We start from the raw sequence: 17,864 nt of genomic DNA, 5'->3' as shown, positions 1-17,864 counted from the left end.
TGCCTCACCTCAATTCGTTCAGGAAGCTCGTCCCAAATTCCAGCCCTGTCAGTCCAAAGTTATCCATAATCGTCATGCCCAAATCGGCATAGGTCTGACGAATGCCCACATCTACGGCCTCTGCAAAGGCCGGGCTGTACAGGAGCAGGGGCACCCGTTCGCGCGTATGATCCGTGCCGCGCCACGTCGGGTCGTTGCCGTGGTCGGCCGTAATGACCAGCAGCTCGTCGTCCTGCAGCTGCGGCAGGAAATCGCCTAAGGCAGCGTCGAAGTCTTCAATGCATTTGGCATAGCCGGCGACGTCGCGACGGTGGCCGTACTGGCTGTCGAAATCGACGAAGTTCGCCATGAGCAGCCCCTTGTCCCGGCGATGGGCCAGAAGCTGTTTTGTCAGCTCGGCCATGTCTTCGCCGTTATTAGACGTATGGTACGATTCGGTCAGGCCGATATGGGCGTAAATATCGCCGATTTTCCCGACGCCGACGACGCAGCAGCCCGCTTCCTTCAAGTATTCAAAGACCATTTTCCGCTTCGGCAGGCGGCTGTAGTCGCGGCGGTCGCCGGTGCGGACGAAACGGCCCTGTTCGCCGACGAAGGGCCGGGCAATGATACGCCCCACTTCGTAAGGGCCGACACAGACTTCGCGACGCGTAATGTCGCAGATACGGTACAGCTCTTCCAGCGGAATGACGTCGTTGTGGGCGGCAATCTGAAATACGCTGTCTGCCGACGTGTAGACGATGGGCTGCTTCGTACGGAAATGATCCGGCCCGAGGCGTTCGATGATTTCCGTGCCCGAAGCGATTTCATTGCCGATATAGCCGTACCCTGTCTTGGCCGTGAACAAGTCCATCAGCTCTTTGGGAAACGCGTCGGGAAAGGTCGGGAACGGGTTGTCTACGGGATTTCCCATGAATTCCCAATGGCCGCTCGTCGTGTCCTTTCCTGCGGAAATTTCCTGCATGAGGCCGTACGCGCCGACGACATCCGTCGGTACATCGTGTATATGAGCGACCTTTCCTAAGCCGAGGCGGCGCAGGTTCGGCACGGCCAGCGGTACGGCGGCGTCAATATGGCCGTACGTGTCTGCCCCGGCGTCGCCGAATTTTGCCGCGTCCGGCGCACCGCCGGCGCCGACGCTGTCCATTACGATGACGATAATCCGATTGAATTTCATGGTTCATCCCTCCTTGCAGCAAATTCCTGTGATTATATCCTTAAATATTTGCGCGATTTTTCAAAGGCAGCAATCGTCTTGGCGTCGACGATTTTATTGTCCGCAATCAATTCTTCCACTTCTTGCGGCGTGTAACGCTCAATATTCATAAATTCGTCGTCGTCCAGATGCTGAGCCCCCTTGTGGAGCTTGCGGGCCAGATACAAATAAATGCGTTCGTCGCAGAAGCCCGGCGACGTGTAGACGTATCCCAGGGGAATCAATTCTCCTGCCGTAACGGCCGCTTCTTCTTCCAGCTCCCGAGCCGCGCAGATATCCGGCGACTCGCCGTTGTGCTCGATTTTCCCTGCCGGGACTTCCAGCATCGGTTCGCCTGCTGCATAGCGGTACTGGCGGACGAGGATAATCTTGCCGTCGTCCGTTACCGGCAGGATAGCACAGGCGCCGAAGTGCCATACGGCTTCGCGGACGGCCGTCTTCTTTTCACCGCCCTGGCCGTCGTCGATTTCAACCGTATCTACCGTGACGTGGAGAACCTTCCCCTTCATGATTTCCTGTCGAGATACTAATGTTTCCGTGCTGATGCTCATAACGCGTTCCTCCTCAACGCAAAAAGGACGCCAGGGCAGGATATCCCTGCCTGCAAGCGCCCTTCTGCATACCTTATTTATTTCCCGTGCTGCCGATGCCGCCGGTGCGGACAGCTTCCGCAGCGTCGTCATGGACAGTCAAATATTTCATAAAGATGCCCTGACCGATACGTTCGCCTTTTTCAATTGTATAGGGCGCATCATTTGTATTATAGTAGGCTATCATGATGTGGCCTTCGTTGTCCTGATTATTGTAGTAATCGCTGTCTACAATACCCGTGCTGTTGGCCAGCATCAGGCCCTTTTTGAAGGCCAGGCTGGAGCGGATGAAAATGGACAGGTATTCGTCCTTTTCCATATATGCCTTCAGCCCCGTCGGCACGACGGTCACGGCGTGAGGCTGCAGTACGACAGTCTCTGCCGCCGCCAGGTCGTAGCCGGCGCTTCCGGCCGTCTTGCGGACCGGGAGCGTCAGGCCTTTATCACGATAAGCCGTTACGATTTCAAATCCTCTGCCAGTCATATACGCACCTTATTTCTTGTCGCGGGGACCACGACGGCCGCCGCCGCGATGGGACGGAGCCGGGCTGCCGCCGCCGAGCAATGCCTTGCGGGACAGGTTGACGCGGCCCTGGCTGTCGATTTCCACGCATTTGACCATGATTTCATCGCCAATGCTGACGACGTCTTCGACCTTTTCTACCCGTTCCTTAGCCAGCTGGGAAATATGGACCAAGCCTTCCTTGCCGGGCAGCACTTCTACGAAGGCGCCGAAGTTCATGATGCGCGTAACCTTGCCGACGTACGTTTCGCCTACTTCGACGTCCTTCGTCAGCGTTTCAATCCATTCCTTTGCCTTTTCGCCGCCGGCAGCGTCGACAGAGGCGATGTATACGAGGCCCGAATCTTCGATGTCGATTTTAGCGCCCGTTTCTTCCGTAATCTGCTTGATTATCTTGCCGCCCGGCCCGATGACGTCGCGAATCTTATCGGGGTCGATCTGCATGGTAATGATGCGCGGCGCATAGGGAGACAGCTCCTTCCGCGGTTCGCTGATGGCCTGGAGCATCTTGCCCATGATGTGGATGCGGCCTTCATGAGCCTGCTTCAAGGCCTGCGCCAGGATTTCGCGGCTGAGGCCTTTGATTTTAATATCCATCTGGATGGCCGTAACGCCCTTCATCGTACCGGCGACCTTGAAGTCCATGTCGCCGAGAGCGTCTTCCATGCCCTGAATGTCCGTCAGAATCGTGAAGTCGTCGCCCTTCGTAACCAGGCCCATAGCCACGCCGGCTACGGGAGCTTCGATGGGAACGCCGGCATCCATGAGCGCCAGGGTGCTGCCGCATACGCTGCCCATGGAGCTAGAGCCGTTCGATTCGAGGACTTCCGACACGACGCGGATCGCATAGGGGAAATCTTCTTCCTTCGGCAATACCTGTACCAGCGCCCGTTCAGCCAGCTTGCCGTGGCCGATTTCGCGGCGTCCCGGTCCGCGGGACGATTTCGTTTCGCCGACGCTGAAGGACGGGAAATTATAGTGATGCATGTAGCGGCGGTCCGTTTCAAGGCCTACGCCGTCGATATGCTGGGATTCGGAAAGAGGAGCCAAAGTGGCAAAGCTCATGATCTGCGTCTGGCCGCGGGTAAAGAGGCCCGTGCCGTGAGTGCGTTTGAACAAGCCGACTTCGCAGCTGACAGGGCGCACTTCGTCGACGCGGCGGCCGTCGGGACGAATCTTGTCGACGGCGATCATATGACGGACAATTTCCTTGATCATCTTCTGGGTGATTTCCGCGACGACGTCGCCGTCTTCCGGATAGATGTCTGCGAAATGCTCATAAATATCGCTTTCGACGGCGTTCATCTTTTCTTCCCGTTCCATCTTGTCAGCCGTGAAAATAGCGGCTTTCATGGCTTCTTCGCCATAGGCGTGGACAGCTTCGACGATGTCGGCCGGCGGTTCTTTTTCTACGAATTCCTGCTTGGGAACGCTGATTTCGTCGAGGAAGCTGAGCTGGAATTCGACGACTTTCTTGATTTCTTCATGAGCGAACATGATGGCGTCGAGGATGTTTTCTTCCGGAACCTGCTTAGCGCCGCCTTCAACCATGAGGATGGCGTCCTTCGTGCCGGCGACGACGATATCCATATCGCTCTGTTCGCTCTGGGCTACGGTCGGGTTGATGATATACTGCCCGTCTACGCGGCCTACGCGGACGCCGGCAATCGGGCCGGCAAAGGGAATATGGGACATGCACAGCGATACGGATGCGCCGATCATGGCGGCGATTTCCGGGGCGTTATCGTGGTCTACGCAGAAATCGTAGGCGACGACGTGCACGTCGTGACGATAGGTCTTCGGGAACAACGGCCGAATGGGCCGGTCGATGAGGCGGGCAAAGAGCGTCGCCGATTCAGGCGGCTTACCTTCCCGTTTAATAAAGCCGCCGGGAATCTTCCCGACAGAATACATTTTTTCTTCATAATCGACAGTGAGCGGGAAAAAGTCTGCGTCTTCGCGCGCTTCCTTCGAGCCCGTCGCCGTAACGAATACAGCCGTGTCGCCGTAGCGTACCAGTGCAGCACCGCTGGCCTGTTTCGCCAATTTGCCGACTTCGATAATCAGCGGGCGGCCGGCAAAATCCATTTGGAATTTCTTTTCTTCCATTCGTGTACCTCCTTCATCATACCCGCAGGTGATAGGCACTAGCGTACGGACAGCCCCTGTCCGCGCGCTACAACCTACCACCCTGCGCTTCCTTAAAAAAGAGGCTGATGCATGTACATCAGCCTCAACTATGCAATTATTTACGCAAACCTAATTTTTCGAGAATCGCACGATACCGTTCGAGGTCGTGTTTCTGCAAGTATGCCAGCAAGTTGCGGCGCTGGCCGACCAATTTCAGCAAGCCGCGGCGGGACGCATGGTCCTTTTTGTGGCTGCGGAGATGTTCCGTCAAATACACGATGCGGCTCGTGAGCAGCGCGATCTGTACTTCCGGCGAACCCGTATCGTTTTCGTTAGCGCCAAATTTAGCAATGATTTCTTTTTTCTGATCAACTGTTAACATCTGTCTTCCTCCATTTGTGACTATAATCTATTCGCAAACCGCTAAGTGAACGTCGGAGTCTTCGATTCACTGAGCGCCCGTACGACAATGACTATTATACTATATGGCAGGAGAAGTGTAAAGATTTTTGGCGGAAAATTATGAACATAATGCGGACTATCCCGCGTCCCATTCCTATGCTATGCTAAGAATGAAAAGATGGTTTCTCCGCAACCAACGTTTTCTTCGGTCCACTTTCTGGATACACGATCACCTTAGGCGACTTCTCCTTGGAAATATCGTCCGTATCGTCGTCTTTTATTACGACGGTTCCCTCACGAAGCGGCACGATATCCGCCTCAAAAGTTTGCTGCAACGCGTCTCGTACGGCCTTGCGGTATTGGTATTTTCGCAGCGATGTGCCGTGTTTAGCCGCAAAAGCATTATAATCTCCGCTTTCAATGCTCTTTTCAATATATGGATTATGCTCATCTCCCGCTTCATACCGATGAGCTGCAAGGAGGACAATTTGTTCGTCAAGCCCCCAAGTCTGGCATAGGTCATGAACTATTTTCCGTATGCTTTCCCGTTTCGTTTGTTCGAGAATCGTAATAAGCTGTTTTTCCCTGTATTCTTCTGGACTGCGCAGGGCATTGATCCACAAGTCCATCATGATGTCGCCCAGCTTATTATTTCTATGTTGGATTTCCTGGATATACTTTGTAATTTCATCGCGCTGTTTTTCATATTTTTCAGGATGAGACGTCACGTCGTCTTTCGATACGAAATCCTGCATAAGCGCTACGATATATTCGTAATCAATAATCTCACCGCCATAAGATTGCAGCGTGTATTCGAAATCAAGACCCGTTTCTTCCCCGCCAGCTCCATCATCAGATGGCTCATCCTTTCGCAATTCTTCTATGACGTTGACATAATGCCCTTTGTATGCGCTGTTTTCGTCGTCTGTCAGCCCGTAGTCCCGTTCTAAGTTTTTATCTTGGAAATTAGTAAAAGCCTTCAACTGTTTCAACGCCGAATCGAATCGCTGAAAAACCTTGGCAAAGACTCTTTTTTCCTTTTTCGTCATCGCCGGAATTGCCGCAGGATCGGGAACCAGGACGCGCAATTCTTCCAGCGTTTCTATAAAATGCGCCTCCGCGCCTTCCCAGTCCGGCGCTAGCACTACATCTTCTCCGCCTTGCGAAAACAGACACAGCGCTTCATCAACTTTGTTCTTAAACGTTCCCGGCGATTGGAACGTCAAGATTTGTCCATACGTTTTGCCAGCATCGAAAATGCGGTTCGTTCGGGAAAAAGCCTGTATGATATTATGCAGCTGCATGGGCTGCCTGTCGATATACAACGTCGACAAACACGGCGCGTCAAACCCGGTCAGCAATCTATCGACGACGATAACAAAATCAAGTTGTTCCGTCCTCGTTTGATATTTTTTCTGTTTTCGAGCCAAGCGGTCGTTTAAATTCGCATTATACGCACCGATTTGATCCAGACCGTACGCCGTCCCAAACATGGCATTATAATCGTCCAAAGAACGCTGCATCGCCTCTTGATTGACCATAGATTTCTCTTCATTTTCGCTCAATGAATAGGTAATGGCTACCTTAGGGAAATCAGGAAGAACTCGACGGATATCTTCTCGTATTTTTACGTCGCCGTTTCCTTCTTTAACCTGTCGGAACAAGTCGTAATACGCTTGAGCGATAGGAATAGAGCCGACCGTTAAAATGCCTTCATAGGTCTTGCCGCCGCCGTTTTGAAATCCTAATTTTTCATACGACTTATTGACCATCGTGTCGATAACATTATACATATGGTCTTTGCTTGTATACACCCGCATATCTTCATGAATGGTGTTGCCGTACTCGTCTTCTTCCAAACCTTTCGGCCCCAGATGTTCTACTTGAAAACCCAGCACGGCTCCGTCGTGAATTGCTTCTTTGACCGTATAGGCATGAAGGATATCGCCATACAATTCTTTTGTCGTCCGCGGCAAATCGCCCTTCTTTTCATAGGCATTCTCGCCGAAGCGAGGCGTTCCCGTAAACCCATACCACAAACTCTGCCGGAAAAACTGTTCCATTTTCCGCTTCGTTTCCGGCGAAACGGCGCGATGGCACTCGTCGACAACAAAGGCTACGCGCAGATTCATAATACGTTTATAAACGGCCGAATCAGGTTTCTTTTCTAGCCACCGTAGTATCATGTGCTGGATTTTTTGCCGCGTCGTAACAATCATTTCCTTCGTAGGATCTTGCAGCTTTTTGATTAACTCCTTGACATTTTCCGTATCGTCGACGTCGACGACGTCATTTTCCGCATACGATTGAAAAGCGCTCGTCGTCTGCTGATCTAAATCTTGTCGGTCAATCAGGAAAATCGTCTTCTCAATGCTCGGTATATCTTGCAGCAAATTCCGCGCCGCTTTATACGATGTAAGCGTCTTCCCCGAACCGGTTGTATGCCAAACGAAGCCGGATACGCCCCGCTTCGACGCTGCCCGTATAGCTTCGATAGCATGAATCTGATATGGCCGCAGTAAAATGATCCTTTCTTTTTCTTTGTCCAGTACAGTATACTGCGTAATCATTTCGTGCGCTTCCGGAATCCGCAGCACCGTTTTCGCGAAATCAAACAGGCCCGGTACCGCTTTATTCTCCGCATCGACCCAGCCAGATAGAAATTTATCGTTCAGCTCGTCGCTTCTCGCCGCAGCGATGTACTTCGTATCGACGTCATTGCTGACGACAAACATCTGTATGGTAGAAAAAATCCCTGTAAACTGCCCTTCCTTGGCATACTTCACAATTTGCCGAAACGCTTCTTTATACGAGTGCTGCCGATTTTTCAATTCGATATGAATCAAGGGCAGGCCGTTGATAAGGAGCGTCACGTCGAATCGTCTGGCTCTGGATTCCGTCGGATTTTCTTCATCTTTAAAAGTCTGGCATTGGTTAATAACCTGATATACGCTCGTTCCGCCAGTAACATGAGCGCGATTCAATACCAATAGATGCAGCGTTTCATTGCCTCGCTGCACGTGAACATAGGCTTTGCCGTTTTCCCCGACAATCCATTCGGCGGCGTTGTAAAAAGAAGAAAAACTCAGCTGGTTCTTTACCTGTTCAAACTCCTGATTGGATAAGGGCGTTTCGCGCAGTTTATCTCGATTATTAGATTCGATAATTTGGCGCAGGTTAGCCCAAAGTTTTTCTTCCGTATTGAGTTCGGGGCAATACGTCCATTGCGAGACGCCTTGCGTCAGTTGTTCGATAAGCTTCGTTTCTAATGTACGTTCTAATTCAGGCATGATAACGCCTCCTTGCGCTATACAAACATCTGTTGCAGCAGTGATTTTTTAATCGTTTTAAGTTGATCCAGCTTACGCTGATGAAGGGTGATGAGCTGATCGAGTTTATAAAAAAAATGTCCAATCATTTGTTGTTCATTAATAGTTGGAACAGGCATACTTTCTTTAAAGAAATCTTGTATGACTAAATCATTCATCATTCTTGATGCTTTTGTACAATGAGAAAGAATTTTTCTCATTAATTGCTCATTATTAATCGCATATTTCCAAAAATATAAGTCATAATCTGTTTTCGGTCGAAAAACCATAAAAATATGAGATACTATGCCATTTCCTAAATCGTTTTCAACAAAACGACCAAAACGAAATTGCTTGCTTTGATGACCTTCAAATACTATATCTCCTAATAAACATATTGTGTACGTTCTTAAATAATCTTCATTAGTAATGCAACCATCTTTCTTGTATTGCATTGAAGCGACTGTGATACTTTTATCGATTCCATAAGTAAGATCGTTTTTCTCTGTTACTCGTTCATATAAGTCTCCAAACTTACGCTGTTCCCAAGCTTCCGTAAATCCAGCAAATCTGATCTCTGGAACAACCGAACCTTCTTTTGGGAACATTTTTTGCAGCAGACTTTTTTTCACTTTTTTGAGTGCGTCGCACTTACGCTGATGAAGGGTGATGAGGTTGTCAAGATTACGGAAAATTTTTCCGATTTTTTTATGCTCATGTGCATTTATTGGTGCAAAAACATTTATTTTTGCTAAATCATTTGAGTTAATAGCTGGATAACTTGTTCCTGTACAATGATCTAAAACTACTTTAACAAACGACTCACATTGCACAAGACTAAATAAAAAATACCCATCGTTATAAGGCCGCAGTTGAGCATATCCAGTCGAAAAAACATAATATTTATCAGTCTTTTCAAAAAGATAATTATTCTTCTGATAGGGTCTGACCGTTTGATAAAATACATCTCCTAAGCGGGCAAGTCGTTGTGCTCTGGAAGGTGCTGTCGCCTTTTTTTCTGTTCTATGAGAAAGCATTTCCGTTTCAACTACTGATTCAAGATCAACATATTCAAACTCGTCAGGAAGATTTTCTTTAGGATTAAAAACAGCAAGATTTTCTAACTTACGCTGTTCCCAAGGTTCCGTAAATCCGGCAAATCGGATAGCCGGTACGCGCTTTTTTTCGTGCATTTCCTCCCCCATCATTCTGCCTCCTTGGAAAATAATGCCAATAATTGTTCTAATCCTGCCTGCCCTTCCGGCGTAGAAGCCGTCAATTCGCGCAATCCTTTCAATAATTCAGATTCTGCTTCGGCAATTTCCTTATCTGTTTGAATGATCTCTGCCGCTGCGGCACCCAGATCTATTTCCGGTTCTTCTTCAAAGGTATCGACGTAACGGGGAATATTCAAATTGAAATCGTTTTGCTCGATTTCTTCAAACGTCGCCACATGAGCATGTTTATCCACGTCTTTTCGGTTATGATACATATCTACGATGGCGTTGATATGTTCTTCCGTCAGCGTATTCTGCTTCTTTCCCCGTTCAAATTCCTTCGACGCATCGATAAATAAGACGTCCCGGCTCATATCTTCGCCGCGGCTTTTTTTCAATACGACAATCGTCGTCGGTATAGACGTATTATAAAACAAGTTAGCCGGAAGGCCAATGACAGCGTAAATCGCGCCCAGTTCCAACAGCTTCCGCCGAATCTTCCCTTCGGCCGCGCCGCGGAACAATACGCCGTGAGGCAGTACGATGGCCATGGTACCCGTATTTTTTAAATGATAGTAGCCGTGAAGCAAAAATGCGTAATCTGCCTTGGATTTTGGCGGTAATACGCCGTAATCACTGAATCGCGAATCAGTCAAAAAGCCAGGATTAGCCGTCCATTTTTGCGAATAGGGCGGATTCATAACGACGCAGTGAAACATTGTTTCCTCGTCAGTCGGCCAATCTTTATCGAGCGTATCACCGTTGCGGAGGTGCTGGTTACTCGGATTGATGCCGTGGAGGAACATATTCATACGAGCCAAATTATAGGTCGAAGTCATCAATTCTTGCCCATAATACTGTATAAAATCAGGATATTTTGAATATTGTTTCAAGCTCAGCAAGAGCGACGCCGACCCCATTGCCGGGTCGTATACGGTAAGTCCCGTTACATTTTCCTGGCTGCTAATCGTGATTTTCGCTAGAATCTCCGATACGGCTTTTGGCGTATAGAACTCCCCTGCCTTCTTCCCCGTTTCCGATGCGAATTGACCGATCATGTATTCGTATGCGTCGCCTAATACGTCGCCTGAATAATCCATGAGATTCGCCTCGTTGATCTTTTTCAGCAGCTCGGCGACAGTCTGGCTTTGTTTCAAGTCGCCCGTCCCCAGTCTCGGTGAATATAAATCGACATCAGCAAACAGCTTATCAAATATAGGATCCGATTCTTGGATTTCATTAAAGCCTCTTTGCAGATCTTCGCGCTGAAACGTATTATTTTCCGCTTTGTCCGCTAACTTCGTATAGGTCACGTCAGGCTGAATACTGTATCGTATTTTTTCACGCAATTCCTGCAAAAATACAGCGTCGTCATGAGCTTCTTCATACACACGCTGCGCTTCGGCCATCGTATGCGGCTTGCCGCCTTCGTATAAATCATAAGCTTCCATAAGCAATTTATCTGATAAATATTTATAAAATACAAACCCCAATAGATAGTCTTTATATTCATTAGCATCCATTTTCGAGCGCAAAATATCGGCTCCAGCCCATAATATCTGTCGTAACTCCTTACTGTTTTCCGTTATCGCCATATTCCATGACCTCCCTAGTTGTATTGCGAATGATTTGCAGCGTAAAGTGAGTCCAATCGTCTTTCTGTTTATCCATTAGCCCCTGCATATGTTTGAGATTTTTATACAGTTTCCCTATTTGCCGCTGCATTTCTATAGGCGGCAGCCGCATTTCTAACTCGTCGACAAAGCGGGGCGTATACACCGATAAACTTACATTTCTGTAATTTTGCCGTTTTACTTCGCCCGATTCATTGATCCAATAGCAAAAATACCAAGCGTCAAGCAGCTTCTCATCAAACTGGCATTTCACAAAATTTGAAGTTAAAATTTTCCCTGCATTCATCGGCGTGACAATAGCCGCCTGCTGCTTCATTAGGCTAATCACTACGTCGCCTGTTTGGGTAAAAAAATCAGGCATGTCTCTTTTTTTTACCTTTTTTTTCGTTCCCATCTGCGATAAATCCAATTCTATATCGGCAACAGTATATAGTAAACCGTTATCATACTTCTTTTTTATACGCGACGCATTCGGCCCTGATAAAAGCTGTACAACATCACTTACCTTCATAAGCCTCCTCCCCTATCTTTATCTAAGTACTTGAACTAAATTACACGTAAATCGTATCATATATTCACCAAATCGTCAATGTAATTCATTTCAATTACTTCAATCAAGTAATTTCTTGGGAACAGCATAAGTTAGGGGATGTGTGCAACCAATTAACGGGGGCGATTAATCCCCAAACTAGACCTAATGAGCTTTTTGTTGAATACAGTATGCCTGCATATGATTCTGGTATGAAGCCAAATATAGTCTATGGGTTTACGATGAATAGTACCAGGAAAATTGTAAATGAATCCTGTTTACTCATTAATAAATTGAATGTAAGAAAAAAACGTATTTGGTATATAAAAAATCCAACAAAAAATGCTGTTTGTTCTGCCGAATTTATTCCGTTATATTCAGATGATATAGATTTGCTTTTTTTGAACTATGTAGTTTCAAGGGATTCATTTACGAATTATTTAGAAGATTGTTCATCTGGCTCTTCAAATAGTCAGAAGAGAGTAACTCCAGATATAATAATTGAAGCTAAAGTATTTTTGCCAGTAAAAGATGAGCAACTAAAAATAGGTAGGTATTTTCAAAAAATTGACAACCTCATCACCCTTCATCAGCGTAAGTATTTTAACGCTATGAATATCAAAAAAATAGCATTATTAAAATTTTTCTCAACACTATCCCATGAGATATATAGGCAATTTACAAATTCTTGGGAACAGCGTAAGTTGGGAGAACTTGGTTCCGTTTCAATGAATCGTAGAATATTTAAAGAACAAACTACCGCAACGGGTGATGTACCGTTTTACAAAATCGGTACATTTGGAGGAGTACCAGATGCTTTTATTTCAAGAAATCTTTTTGAAGAGTATAAGTCAAAATATCCATATCCCAAAATCGGAGATATTCTTATTTCAGCATCAGGTAGTATTGGCAGAACTGTTGAATATACAGGAAAAGATGAATATTTTCAGGATTCTAATATAGTGTGGCTAAGCCATGATGACAAATTGGACAATACATTTTTAAAAGCTTTTTATGCTATTGTTAAGTGGTCTGGAATTGAAGGGAGTACAATAAAGAGATTATATAATGACAATATTTTGAATACAGAAATAAAACTTCCATCTGTTAATGAACAACAAATGATTGGAAAATTTTTTTACAAACTAGACAATCTCATCACCCTTCATCAGCATGAAAATTTGAAAGGAGGCTTATTATGACAACGACTTTCATCACAACAAAAAGAACCGATTTATTCCATCAGTATTATTCAAATTGGTTGATTATTTACAAGGAAGGCTCTATCCGGGACGTTACGATGAAAAAGTATCGTCTTACCGAATCGTGGCTAAAAAAACTGGCTCCCGATCTGCGCATCGTCGATTTAGACCGCATTGCTTACCAAAAATTAATCAACGATTATGCAGAAAATCACGAACGGCAAACAACGATGGATTTTCATCATCAATTAAAAGGAGCCATTATCGACGCCTTAGACGAAGGCTTAATCGACCGGGATCCCACACGCAAAGTTATCATTAAAGGCAAACCTCCCTCCCAGAAAAAAGCAAAATATTTAAGCCGGTATGAATTGCAAAAATTATTGGCGCAACTCAAATTGACTGAACAGCTGACTATGGATTGGCTTATTTTGCTTGTTGCCAAAACGGGACTGCGCTTTTCCGAAGCCCTAGCCGTCACGCCGAAAGATTTTGATTTTCTCCACCAAACCTTATCGATTGATAAAACTTGGAATTATAAAGGCGAAGGAGGATTTCTGCCAACTAAAAACCGTTCGTCTATTCGCAAAATCAAATTAGACTGGCAAACGGTCATCCAATTTTTCACGTTAATAAAAAATTTACCTCCTCAAAAACCTATTTTTGTACCGCCGAAAAAGAAAATATACAATTCAACAGTCAACGATATTTTGGAACGGCACTGCATTAAAGCCGACATTCCCATTATTTCCATGCATGGCTTGCGTCATACCCATGCGTCTCTCTTATTATTTTCCGACGTGTCCGTCGCCAGTGTCGCGCGACGTTTAGGCCACTCCAGCATTAACACGACGCAGCGTACGTATCTTCATATCATACGGGAATTAGAAAGTAAAGATATTGATTTGATTATGCGTTCGTTATCCAGCTTATTAAGTTAGCCTACAATAAACTAGGTTTGTAGGCTGAAATAGTATCTGATTGAATCATAAATCAAGAGCTGACGCAGAAGAAGATTGTTCTTCTTCTTCTGCGTCATCCCCATTCTAATTGCAAAAAAAACAAGACCTTGCCCTCGCGAGCACGGCCTTGCAATTTTTCTCTATTTGATTCGCGTTGATTTGCGTTCTTTTATGTATCTGCCGTATCGTATCACCCAAAGAAATACACGACGGTCAAGGCGGCGATGATAAAGCGGTAGACGGCGAAGGTGGTTAGCGTCGAGCGGTTCAGGAAGTTCAGGAACCAGTAGACCGACGCGTAGGACACGGCGAAGGCGACGAAGAAGCCGATGGTAATCATGTCGAAGTCGTTGTCCGTCAGGATGTACATGTTGTTCAGCAAGTCGTAAAAGCAGGCGGCCAGCATGACCGGCACGGCCATGATAAAGGAAAAGTCTGCCGCCGCCTTGCGGCCGACGCCGAGGAAGAGGCCGCCGGCGATGGTCGAGCCGGAGCGGGAAAAGCCCGGCCACAGGGCGAGGATCTGAAACAGGCCGATGCCAAAGGACTGGGCGACGGTAAGCTTATCCACGTCGTCGCACAGCGTTTTTCGATGGGCTTTTTCAGCTGCCATCATGAATACGCCGCCGGCAACGAGGCCGACGAGGACCGTTTCTACGGAAAACAAATAGGTCTTGATGAAGTGATGGAGCAAATACCCGACGGGCAGGACGGGGACTGCGCCGGCGGCAATGTGAACCAGCGTCAGGCCCGTATCGGAGCGCCGCCAGTTTTCCCGCCGCAGCAAGAGCCGCCAGCCATTAAAATGCAGCATGGTCAGGATTTTTTCCTTATATATGACCGCCACGGCCATGATAGCCCCCAGCTGGATAAAGACTTCGAATACGCCGGCCTGCTGGCCGTCATAGCCCATCAGATAGCCGACGAGAATCATATGCCCCGTCGACGATACGGGCAGGAATTCCGTTGCCCCTTCGACGATGCCCAGGACGACGGCGATAATATAATCATACACGATGAGTCCCCTCTTTTCTGTCCGATATTATTGGTTTTCATAGATGAGCCAGCGGCCGGCCTTTTTCACACCGACCCAGTCGCCGGGAATGCCGGCTTTGTGGAAGTTGGCGTCTTCGTTTTCATGGACCAGAAGCACTACGTGGTCGTGCTGCGCCAAGTCTTCGATTGCCATGAAGGGCATGATGTTCTTGGCGTTCCAGTTGATGCCGCCGGGCAGGGAGTCTTCTATTTCATCGGCCCATTTCAGCCGCTTGGCGTCATAGCCGGAATAATAGGCCAGCGATACGGGATAGCGCCCGCCGTAGACGGCGACGCAGGTACGGCCGTCGGCCATGCGCTGTACGGCCTGGGCAGCATCATAAGCCGACGCCTCCCGGCACAGGGGTACGGCGACGAAGAGGGTCACGATCAGGTAGAAGGCGACGCCAACCGTCGTCAGGACGGCGACGAGGCGCTCATGATGGCGCAGGTACGCAGCAAAGGCGATGGCAACGGGAATCATGTACGGGAACGTATAGGTCATGTATTTCGTAGCCATGCACTGGTAAAACACGAAGACGACGACGGCCCAGGTCACGAGGAATTGTTCCTTCATGGACAGGGAATCTGCCATACGGCGCAGGCCGGCAAGGCCTCCCGTTCTCAAACAAGCTCTCAGCTTGTGAACTGGTTTATATTTCTTTGCGGCCAAAGGCAGCGTAAATACCCAGGGAAAGAAGCCTAACAGGAACACTACCGTATAGTAATACCACACGTTGTCCTTGGGATGTTCCGACACGGTAGCCCGCAGGACGTTGTGGACGCCGATGAACTGGCTGATGAAATCGCCGCCGTGCATCATGTACATGGGTACGTACCACAGGCCGGCGATGACGAAGAACAGCAGCAGCCCCGATCCCAGCTTGATGTGCAGGAAAACAGATTTGAAATCTCTCCGCCACAGTAAAAACAGGACGATAATCAGCCCCGGCAGAACGAGGCCTACAGGCCCTTTCGTCAGGACGGCCAGAGCGGCGCAGGCATAGGCTCCATAATACAGGCGCGGCCGCCCTTCACTGTAGGCGAGATAAAACAGCATGAGCGTCGCCGAAAAGAAGACGAACAAGGTCATATCCGTAATGACGGCGTGGGAAAGGTAAAAGTATTCCAGCGATGTCACGAGGACCAAAGCCGCGACGAAGCCCGTCTTTTTGTCGTACAGGCGCGACGCGAAGCCATAGGCCATGACGACGCCGATGAGACCGAAGACTGACGAGAAAAAGCGGGCGGCAAATTCCGTCGTGCCGAACAAGGAAAAAGCGGCCATGAGCTCCCAGTAAAACAAGACGGGCTTGTCGTACCAGTAATTGCCGAAAATGCGCGGCGAAACGTAATCGCCTGCCTGCAGCATTTCCATCGCCGTCAGGGCATAGTTCGATTCGACAGGGTCGGTAATTTTGATCAGGGCGTTGCCTGTAAAGCAGACGAGGACGGCCGCAGCCAGCAGGATCGGAACATATCCTATGTCGTCCAGCAGCCGCTGCAGCAGGTTCGGCGCAACAGCCGGCGCAGCGTTCAGCAAGCGTTCTTCACTGCGATGTAAGCATTCCATCTCATCGTCCCCCTTGTCCCGCAGCATACTGATATGTCAGGATAATGCCGTCTTTCAGTTTCATGTACGGCTCCCAGCCCAGAAGGCGGCGGGCTTTTTCATTCGATAATACGGAGCGGTATATATCGCCGCTCCGCGTCCTGGCAAAATTCGGCGTCAGCTCTTTACCCGAAGCCCGGCGCAGCTCGGCCAGCACGTCCAGGAGCGACGCTTCCCGTCCCGTGCTCAGGTGGTATACTTCGTCAGCCTGCTCCGTCGTCAAGGCGCAGACGATGCCGTTGGCAATATCGCCGACGTAGATGTAATCCCGCGACTGGCTGCCGTCGCCGTATACCGTAATGTCCAGGTCGCAGGCCGCCCGTTTGGCGAATACGTTGACGACGCCGCCTTCGCCGCCGACTTCGGCCCGTTCGCCGTAGACGTTGGCAAAGCGCAGGACGACGTATTCCAGTCCGTACCACTTATGATACAGGCGCAGGTACGATTCGATCGTCGCCTTGCTCAGGCCGTAAAAGGACAAGGGCGACAGCCGATAGTCTTCCGACAAGGGCAAGTCTGTTTCCGGCGGGTCGCCGTATACGGCTGCCGACGAAGCGAAGACGACGCGCTGCACGCCGGTCTTGCGGGCGCATTCCAATACGTTGACCGTGCCCATGACGTTGTCCCTCGTATCGCCGTAGGGATCCTTGATGGACACGTCGACGCGGGTCTGGGCCGCCAGATGGACGACAGCTTGAAACCGCCCTCGGTCCATGACGTCGAGCAGCATCGGGCTGTTGATATCCAGGCAGACGAAGCCGGCTCCTTCGGGCACGTTCGTCCGCAGGCCGCCGCGCAGATCGTCGACGACGAGGACGTCGTGTCCCATAGACAGCAGCTTGCGTACGAGATGCGAACCAATAAATCCGGCGCCGCCGGTAACGAGTATGTTCATAATGCTCCCTCTTTCCCCTAATGTTTAAGTCTTTATCATTTAACCCAAGTATAGGGAGAAAAATTAAACAAAGTTTGAACGAATAGCTACGAAAGCATAAACAGAGGGTAAAGAAATTTTCCGGAACATAAACGCAAAAAACTGCCGCGCCGAAGCGCGACAGTTCTCGCATACGCCATATGCAGTTATAGTACCATGAGCAGCGTCCCTATGGTGATGAGGACTGCGCCGACGACGACTTTTAGCGACGCCATTTCGTGAAACAGGATAAAGGCCAGGAGCAGGGTAATGACGACGCTCAGCTTGTCGATGGGCACGACCTTGGACACGTCGCCCAGCTGCAACGCCTTGTAATAACAAAGCCACGACGCCCCCGTCGCCAGGCCCGACAGGATGAGAAAGAGCCAGCCCTTCCGGCTGATGCCGCCGAAACCGTCCCAGTTTCCCGTCAAGGAGACCATGCCGAAGGCCATGACTAAGGCCACGGCCGTCCGAATAGCCGTCGCCACATGGGAATTTACACCTTCGATGCCGATTTTTGCCAGGATCGTCGTCAGAGCCGCAAACACAGCCGACCCTAGGGCTAACAGCGCCCACATAGTACTTCAT

15 protein-coding genes are annotated in these 17,864 nt (G+C 48.9%); 2 read left to right on the top strand and 13 right to left on the bottom strand.

The window, feature by feature from the left end; genetic code table 11:
* Window positions 1-4: 4 nt before the first annotated feature.
* From DKB62_RS11960 to DKB62_RS11920, 9 genes are all read right to left on the bottom strand, one after another.
* A complete protein-coding gene (locus DKB62_RS11960; RefSeq protein WP_107195733.1) occupies window positions 5-1,177 on the bottom strand; it encodes a phosphopentomutase in 1,173 nt (390 codons plus the stop codon).
* 32 nt (window positions 1,178-1,209) lie between these two features.
* Window positions 1,210-1,767: an NUDIX hydrolase gene (locus DKB62_RS11955; protein ID WP_107195732.1), complete on the bottom strand. Its 558-nt coding sequence runs from the start codon at window positions 1,765-1,767 to the stop codon at window positions 1,210-1,212.
* Window positions 1,768-1,840: 73 nt separating this feature from the next.
* A complete protein-coding gene (dut, locus tag DKB62_RS11950; RefSeq protein ID WP_087478626.1) occupies window positions 1,841-2,290 on the bottom strand; it encodes a dUTP diphosphatase in 450 nt (149 codons plus the stop codon).
* 9 nt (window positions 2,291-2,299) lie between these two features.
* Window positions 2,300-4,438 (bottom strand): polyribonucleotide nucleotidyltransferase, encoded by a 2,139-nt coding sequence (locus DKB62_RS11945; protein ID WP_107195731.1) that lies wholly within the window; start codon window positions 4,436-4,438, stop codon window positions 2,300-2,302.
* Window positions 4,439-4,574: 136 nt separating this feature from the next.
* On the bottom strand, window positions 4,575-4,841 hold the full coding sequence (gene rpsO / locus DKB62_RS11940; RefSeq protein ID WP_087478628.1) for a 30S ribosomal protein S15: 267 nt from the start codon (window positions 4,839-4,841) through the stop codon (window positions 4,575-4,577).
* Between the two features lie 184 nt (window positions 4,842-5,025).
* On the bottom strand, window positions 5,026-8,151 hold the full coding sequence (locus DKB62_RS11935; RefSeq protein ID WP_107195730.1) for a type I restriction endonuclease subunit R: 3,126 nt from the start codon (window positions 8,149-8,151) through the stop codon (window positions 5,026-5,028).
* A gap of 17 nt (window positions 8,152-8,168) precedes the next feature.
* A complete protein-coding gene (locus DKB62_RS12655; protein WP_157949669.1) occupies window positions 8,169-9,377 on the bottom strand; it encodes a restriction endonuclease subunit S in 1,209 nt (402 codons plus the stop codon).
* Window positions 9,374-10,981, bottom strand: coding sequence for a type I restriction-modification system subunit M (locus DKB62_RS11925; protein ID WP_107195728.1), 1,608 nt, complete (start codon window positions 10,979-10,981; stop codon window positions 9,374-9,376). The genes DKB62_RS12655 and DKB62_RS11925 overlap by 4 nt, the downstream gene beginning before the upstream one ends.
* Window positions 10,959-11,531: a restriction endonuclease subunit S domain-containing protein gene (locus DKB62_RS11920; RefSeq protein ID WP_107195727.1), complete on the bottom strand. Its 573-nt coding sequence runs from the start codon at window positions 11,529-11,531 to the stop codon at window positions 10,959-10,961. The genes DKB62_RS11925 and DKB62_RS11920 overlap by 23 nt, the downstream gene beginning before the upstream one ends.
* A gap of 50 nt (window positions 11,532-11,581) precedes the next feature.
* On the opposite strand from DKB62_RS11920, the gene DKB62_RS11915 reads away from it, so the two are divergent.
* Together DKB62_RS11915 and DKB62_RS11910 are read left to right on the top strand one after the other, a co-directional pair.
* Complete coding sequence (locus DKB62_RS11915) at window positions 11,582-12,751, top strand: restriction endonuclease subunit S (protein WP_331225470.1); 1,170 nt, start codon at window positions 11,582-11,584, stop codon at window positions 12,749-12,751.
* Window positions 12,748-13,692 (top strand): site-specific integrase, encoded by a 945-nt coding sequence (locus tag DKB62_RS11910; protein WP_095630170.1) that lies wholly within the window; start codon window positions 12,748-12,750, stop codon window positions 13,690-13,692. Before DKB62_RS11915 ends, DKB62_RS11910 begins: the two co-directional genes overlap by 4 nt.
* A gap of 211 nt (window positions 13,693-13,903) precedes the next feature.
* On the opposite strand, the gene DKB62_RS11905 is transcribed toward DKB62_RS11910, so the two are convergent.
* The 4 genes from DKB62_RS11905 to DKB62_RS11890 form a co-directional block, all read right to left on the bottom strand.
* Entirely contained in the window at window positions 13,904-14,728 is an 825-nt protein-coding gene (locus tag DKB62_RS11905) for an undecaprenyl-diphosphate phosphatase (protein WP_107195725.1), read from the bottom strand.
* Window positions 14,729-14,755: 27 nt separating this feature from the next.
* Entirely contained in the window at window positions 14,756-16,321 is a 1,566-nt protein-coding gene (locus DKB62_RS11900; RefSeq protein ID WP_107195724.1) for an ArnT family glycosyltransferase, read from the bottom strand.
* A 1-nt stretch (window position 16,322) separates the two neighbouring features.
* Window positions 16,323-17,255, bottom strand: coding sequence for an NAD-dependent epimerase/dehydratase family protein (locus DKB62_RS11895; RefSeq protein ID WP_107195723.1), 933 nt, complete (start codon window positions 17,253-17,255; stop codon window positions 16,323-16,325).
* A gap of 185 nt (window positions 17,256-17,440) precedes the next feature.
* A complete protein-coding gene (locus DKB62_RS11890; RefSeq protein WP_107195722.1) occupies window positions 17,441-17,854 on the bottom strand; it encodes an EamA family transporter in 414 nt (137 codons plus the stop codon).
* Window positions 17,855-17,864: the final 10 nt, after the last annotated feature.

This window comes from Megasphaera stantonii (genome assembly GCF_003367905.1).
Classification (GTDB): Bacteria; Bacillota; Negativicutes; order Veillonellales; family Megasphaeraceae; genus Megasphaera; species Megasphaera stantonii.
Note: the sequence above shows the minus strand (reverse complement) of the source record. Positions and strands in the feature narration are given on the sequence as shown.

Bases quoted from the DNA above. Each gene is read 5' to 3' on its own strand.
- DKB62_RS11960 (WP_107195733.1), bottom strand. From the start codon at position 1,177: ATGAAATTCAATCGGATTATCGTCATCGTAATGGACAGCGTCGGCGCC.
- DKB62_RS11955 (WP_107195732.1), bottom strand. From the start codon at position 1,767: ATGAGCATCAGCACGGAAACATTAGTATCTCGACAGGAAATCATGAAG.
- dut (WP_087478626.1), bottom strand. From the start codon at position 2,290: ATGACTGGCAGAGGATTTGAAATCGTAACGGCTTATCGTGATAAAGGC.
- DKB62_RS11945 (WP_107195731.1), bottom strand. From the start codon at position 4,438: ATGGAAGAAAAGAAATTCCAAATGGATTTTGCCGGCCGCCCGCTGATT.
- rpsO (WP_087478628.1), bottom strand. From the start codon at position 4,841: ATGTTAACAGTTGATCAGAAAAAAGAAATCATTGCTAAATTTGGCGCT.
- DKB62_RS11935 (WP_107195730.1), bottom strand. From the start codon at position 8,151: ATGCCTGAATTAGAACGTACATTAGAAACGAAGCTTATCGAACAACTG.
- DKB62_RS12655 (WP_157949669.1), bottom strand. From the start codon at position 9,377: ATGATGGGGGAGGAAATGCACGAAAAAAAGCGCGTACCGGCTATCCGA.
- DKB62_RS11925 (WP_107195728.1), bottom strand. From the start codon at position 10,981: ATGGCGATAACGGAAAACAGTAAGGAGTTACGACAGATATTATGGGCT.
- DKB62_RS11920 (WP_107195727.1), bottom strand. From the start codon at position 11,531: ATGAAGGTAAGTGATGTTGTACAGCTTTTATCAGGGCCGAATGCGTCG.
- DKB62_RS11910 (WP_095630170.1), top strand. From the start codon at position 12,748: ATGACAACGACTTTCATCACAACAAAAAGAACCGATTTATTCCATCAG.
- DKB62_RS11900 (WP_107195724.1), bottom strand. From the start codon at position 16,321: ATGGAATGCTTACATCGCAGTGAAGAACGCTTGCTGAACGCTGCGCCG.
- DKB62_RS11895 (WP_107195723.1), bottom strand. From the start codon at position 17,255: ATGAACATACTCGTTACCGGCGGCGCCGGATTTATTGGTTCGCATCTC.
- DKB62_RS11890 (WP_107195722.1), bottom strand. From the start codon at position 17,854: ATGTGGGCGCTGTTAGCCCTAGGGTCGGCTGTGTTTGCGGCTCTGACG.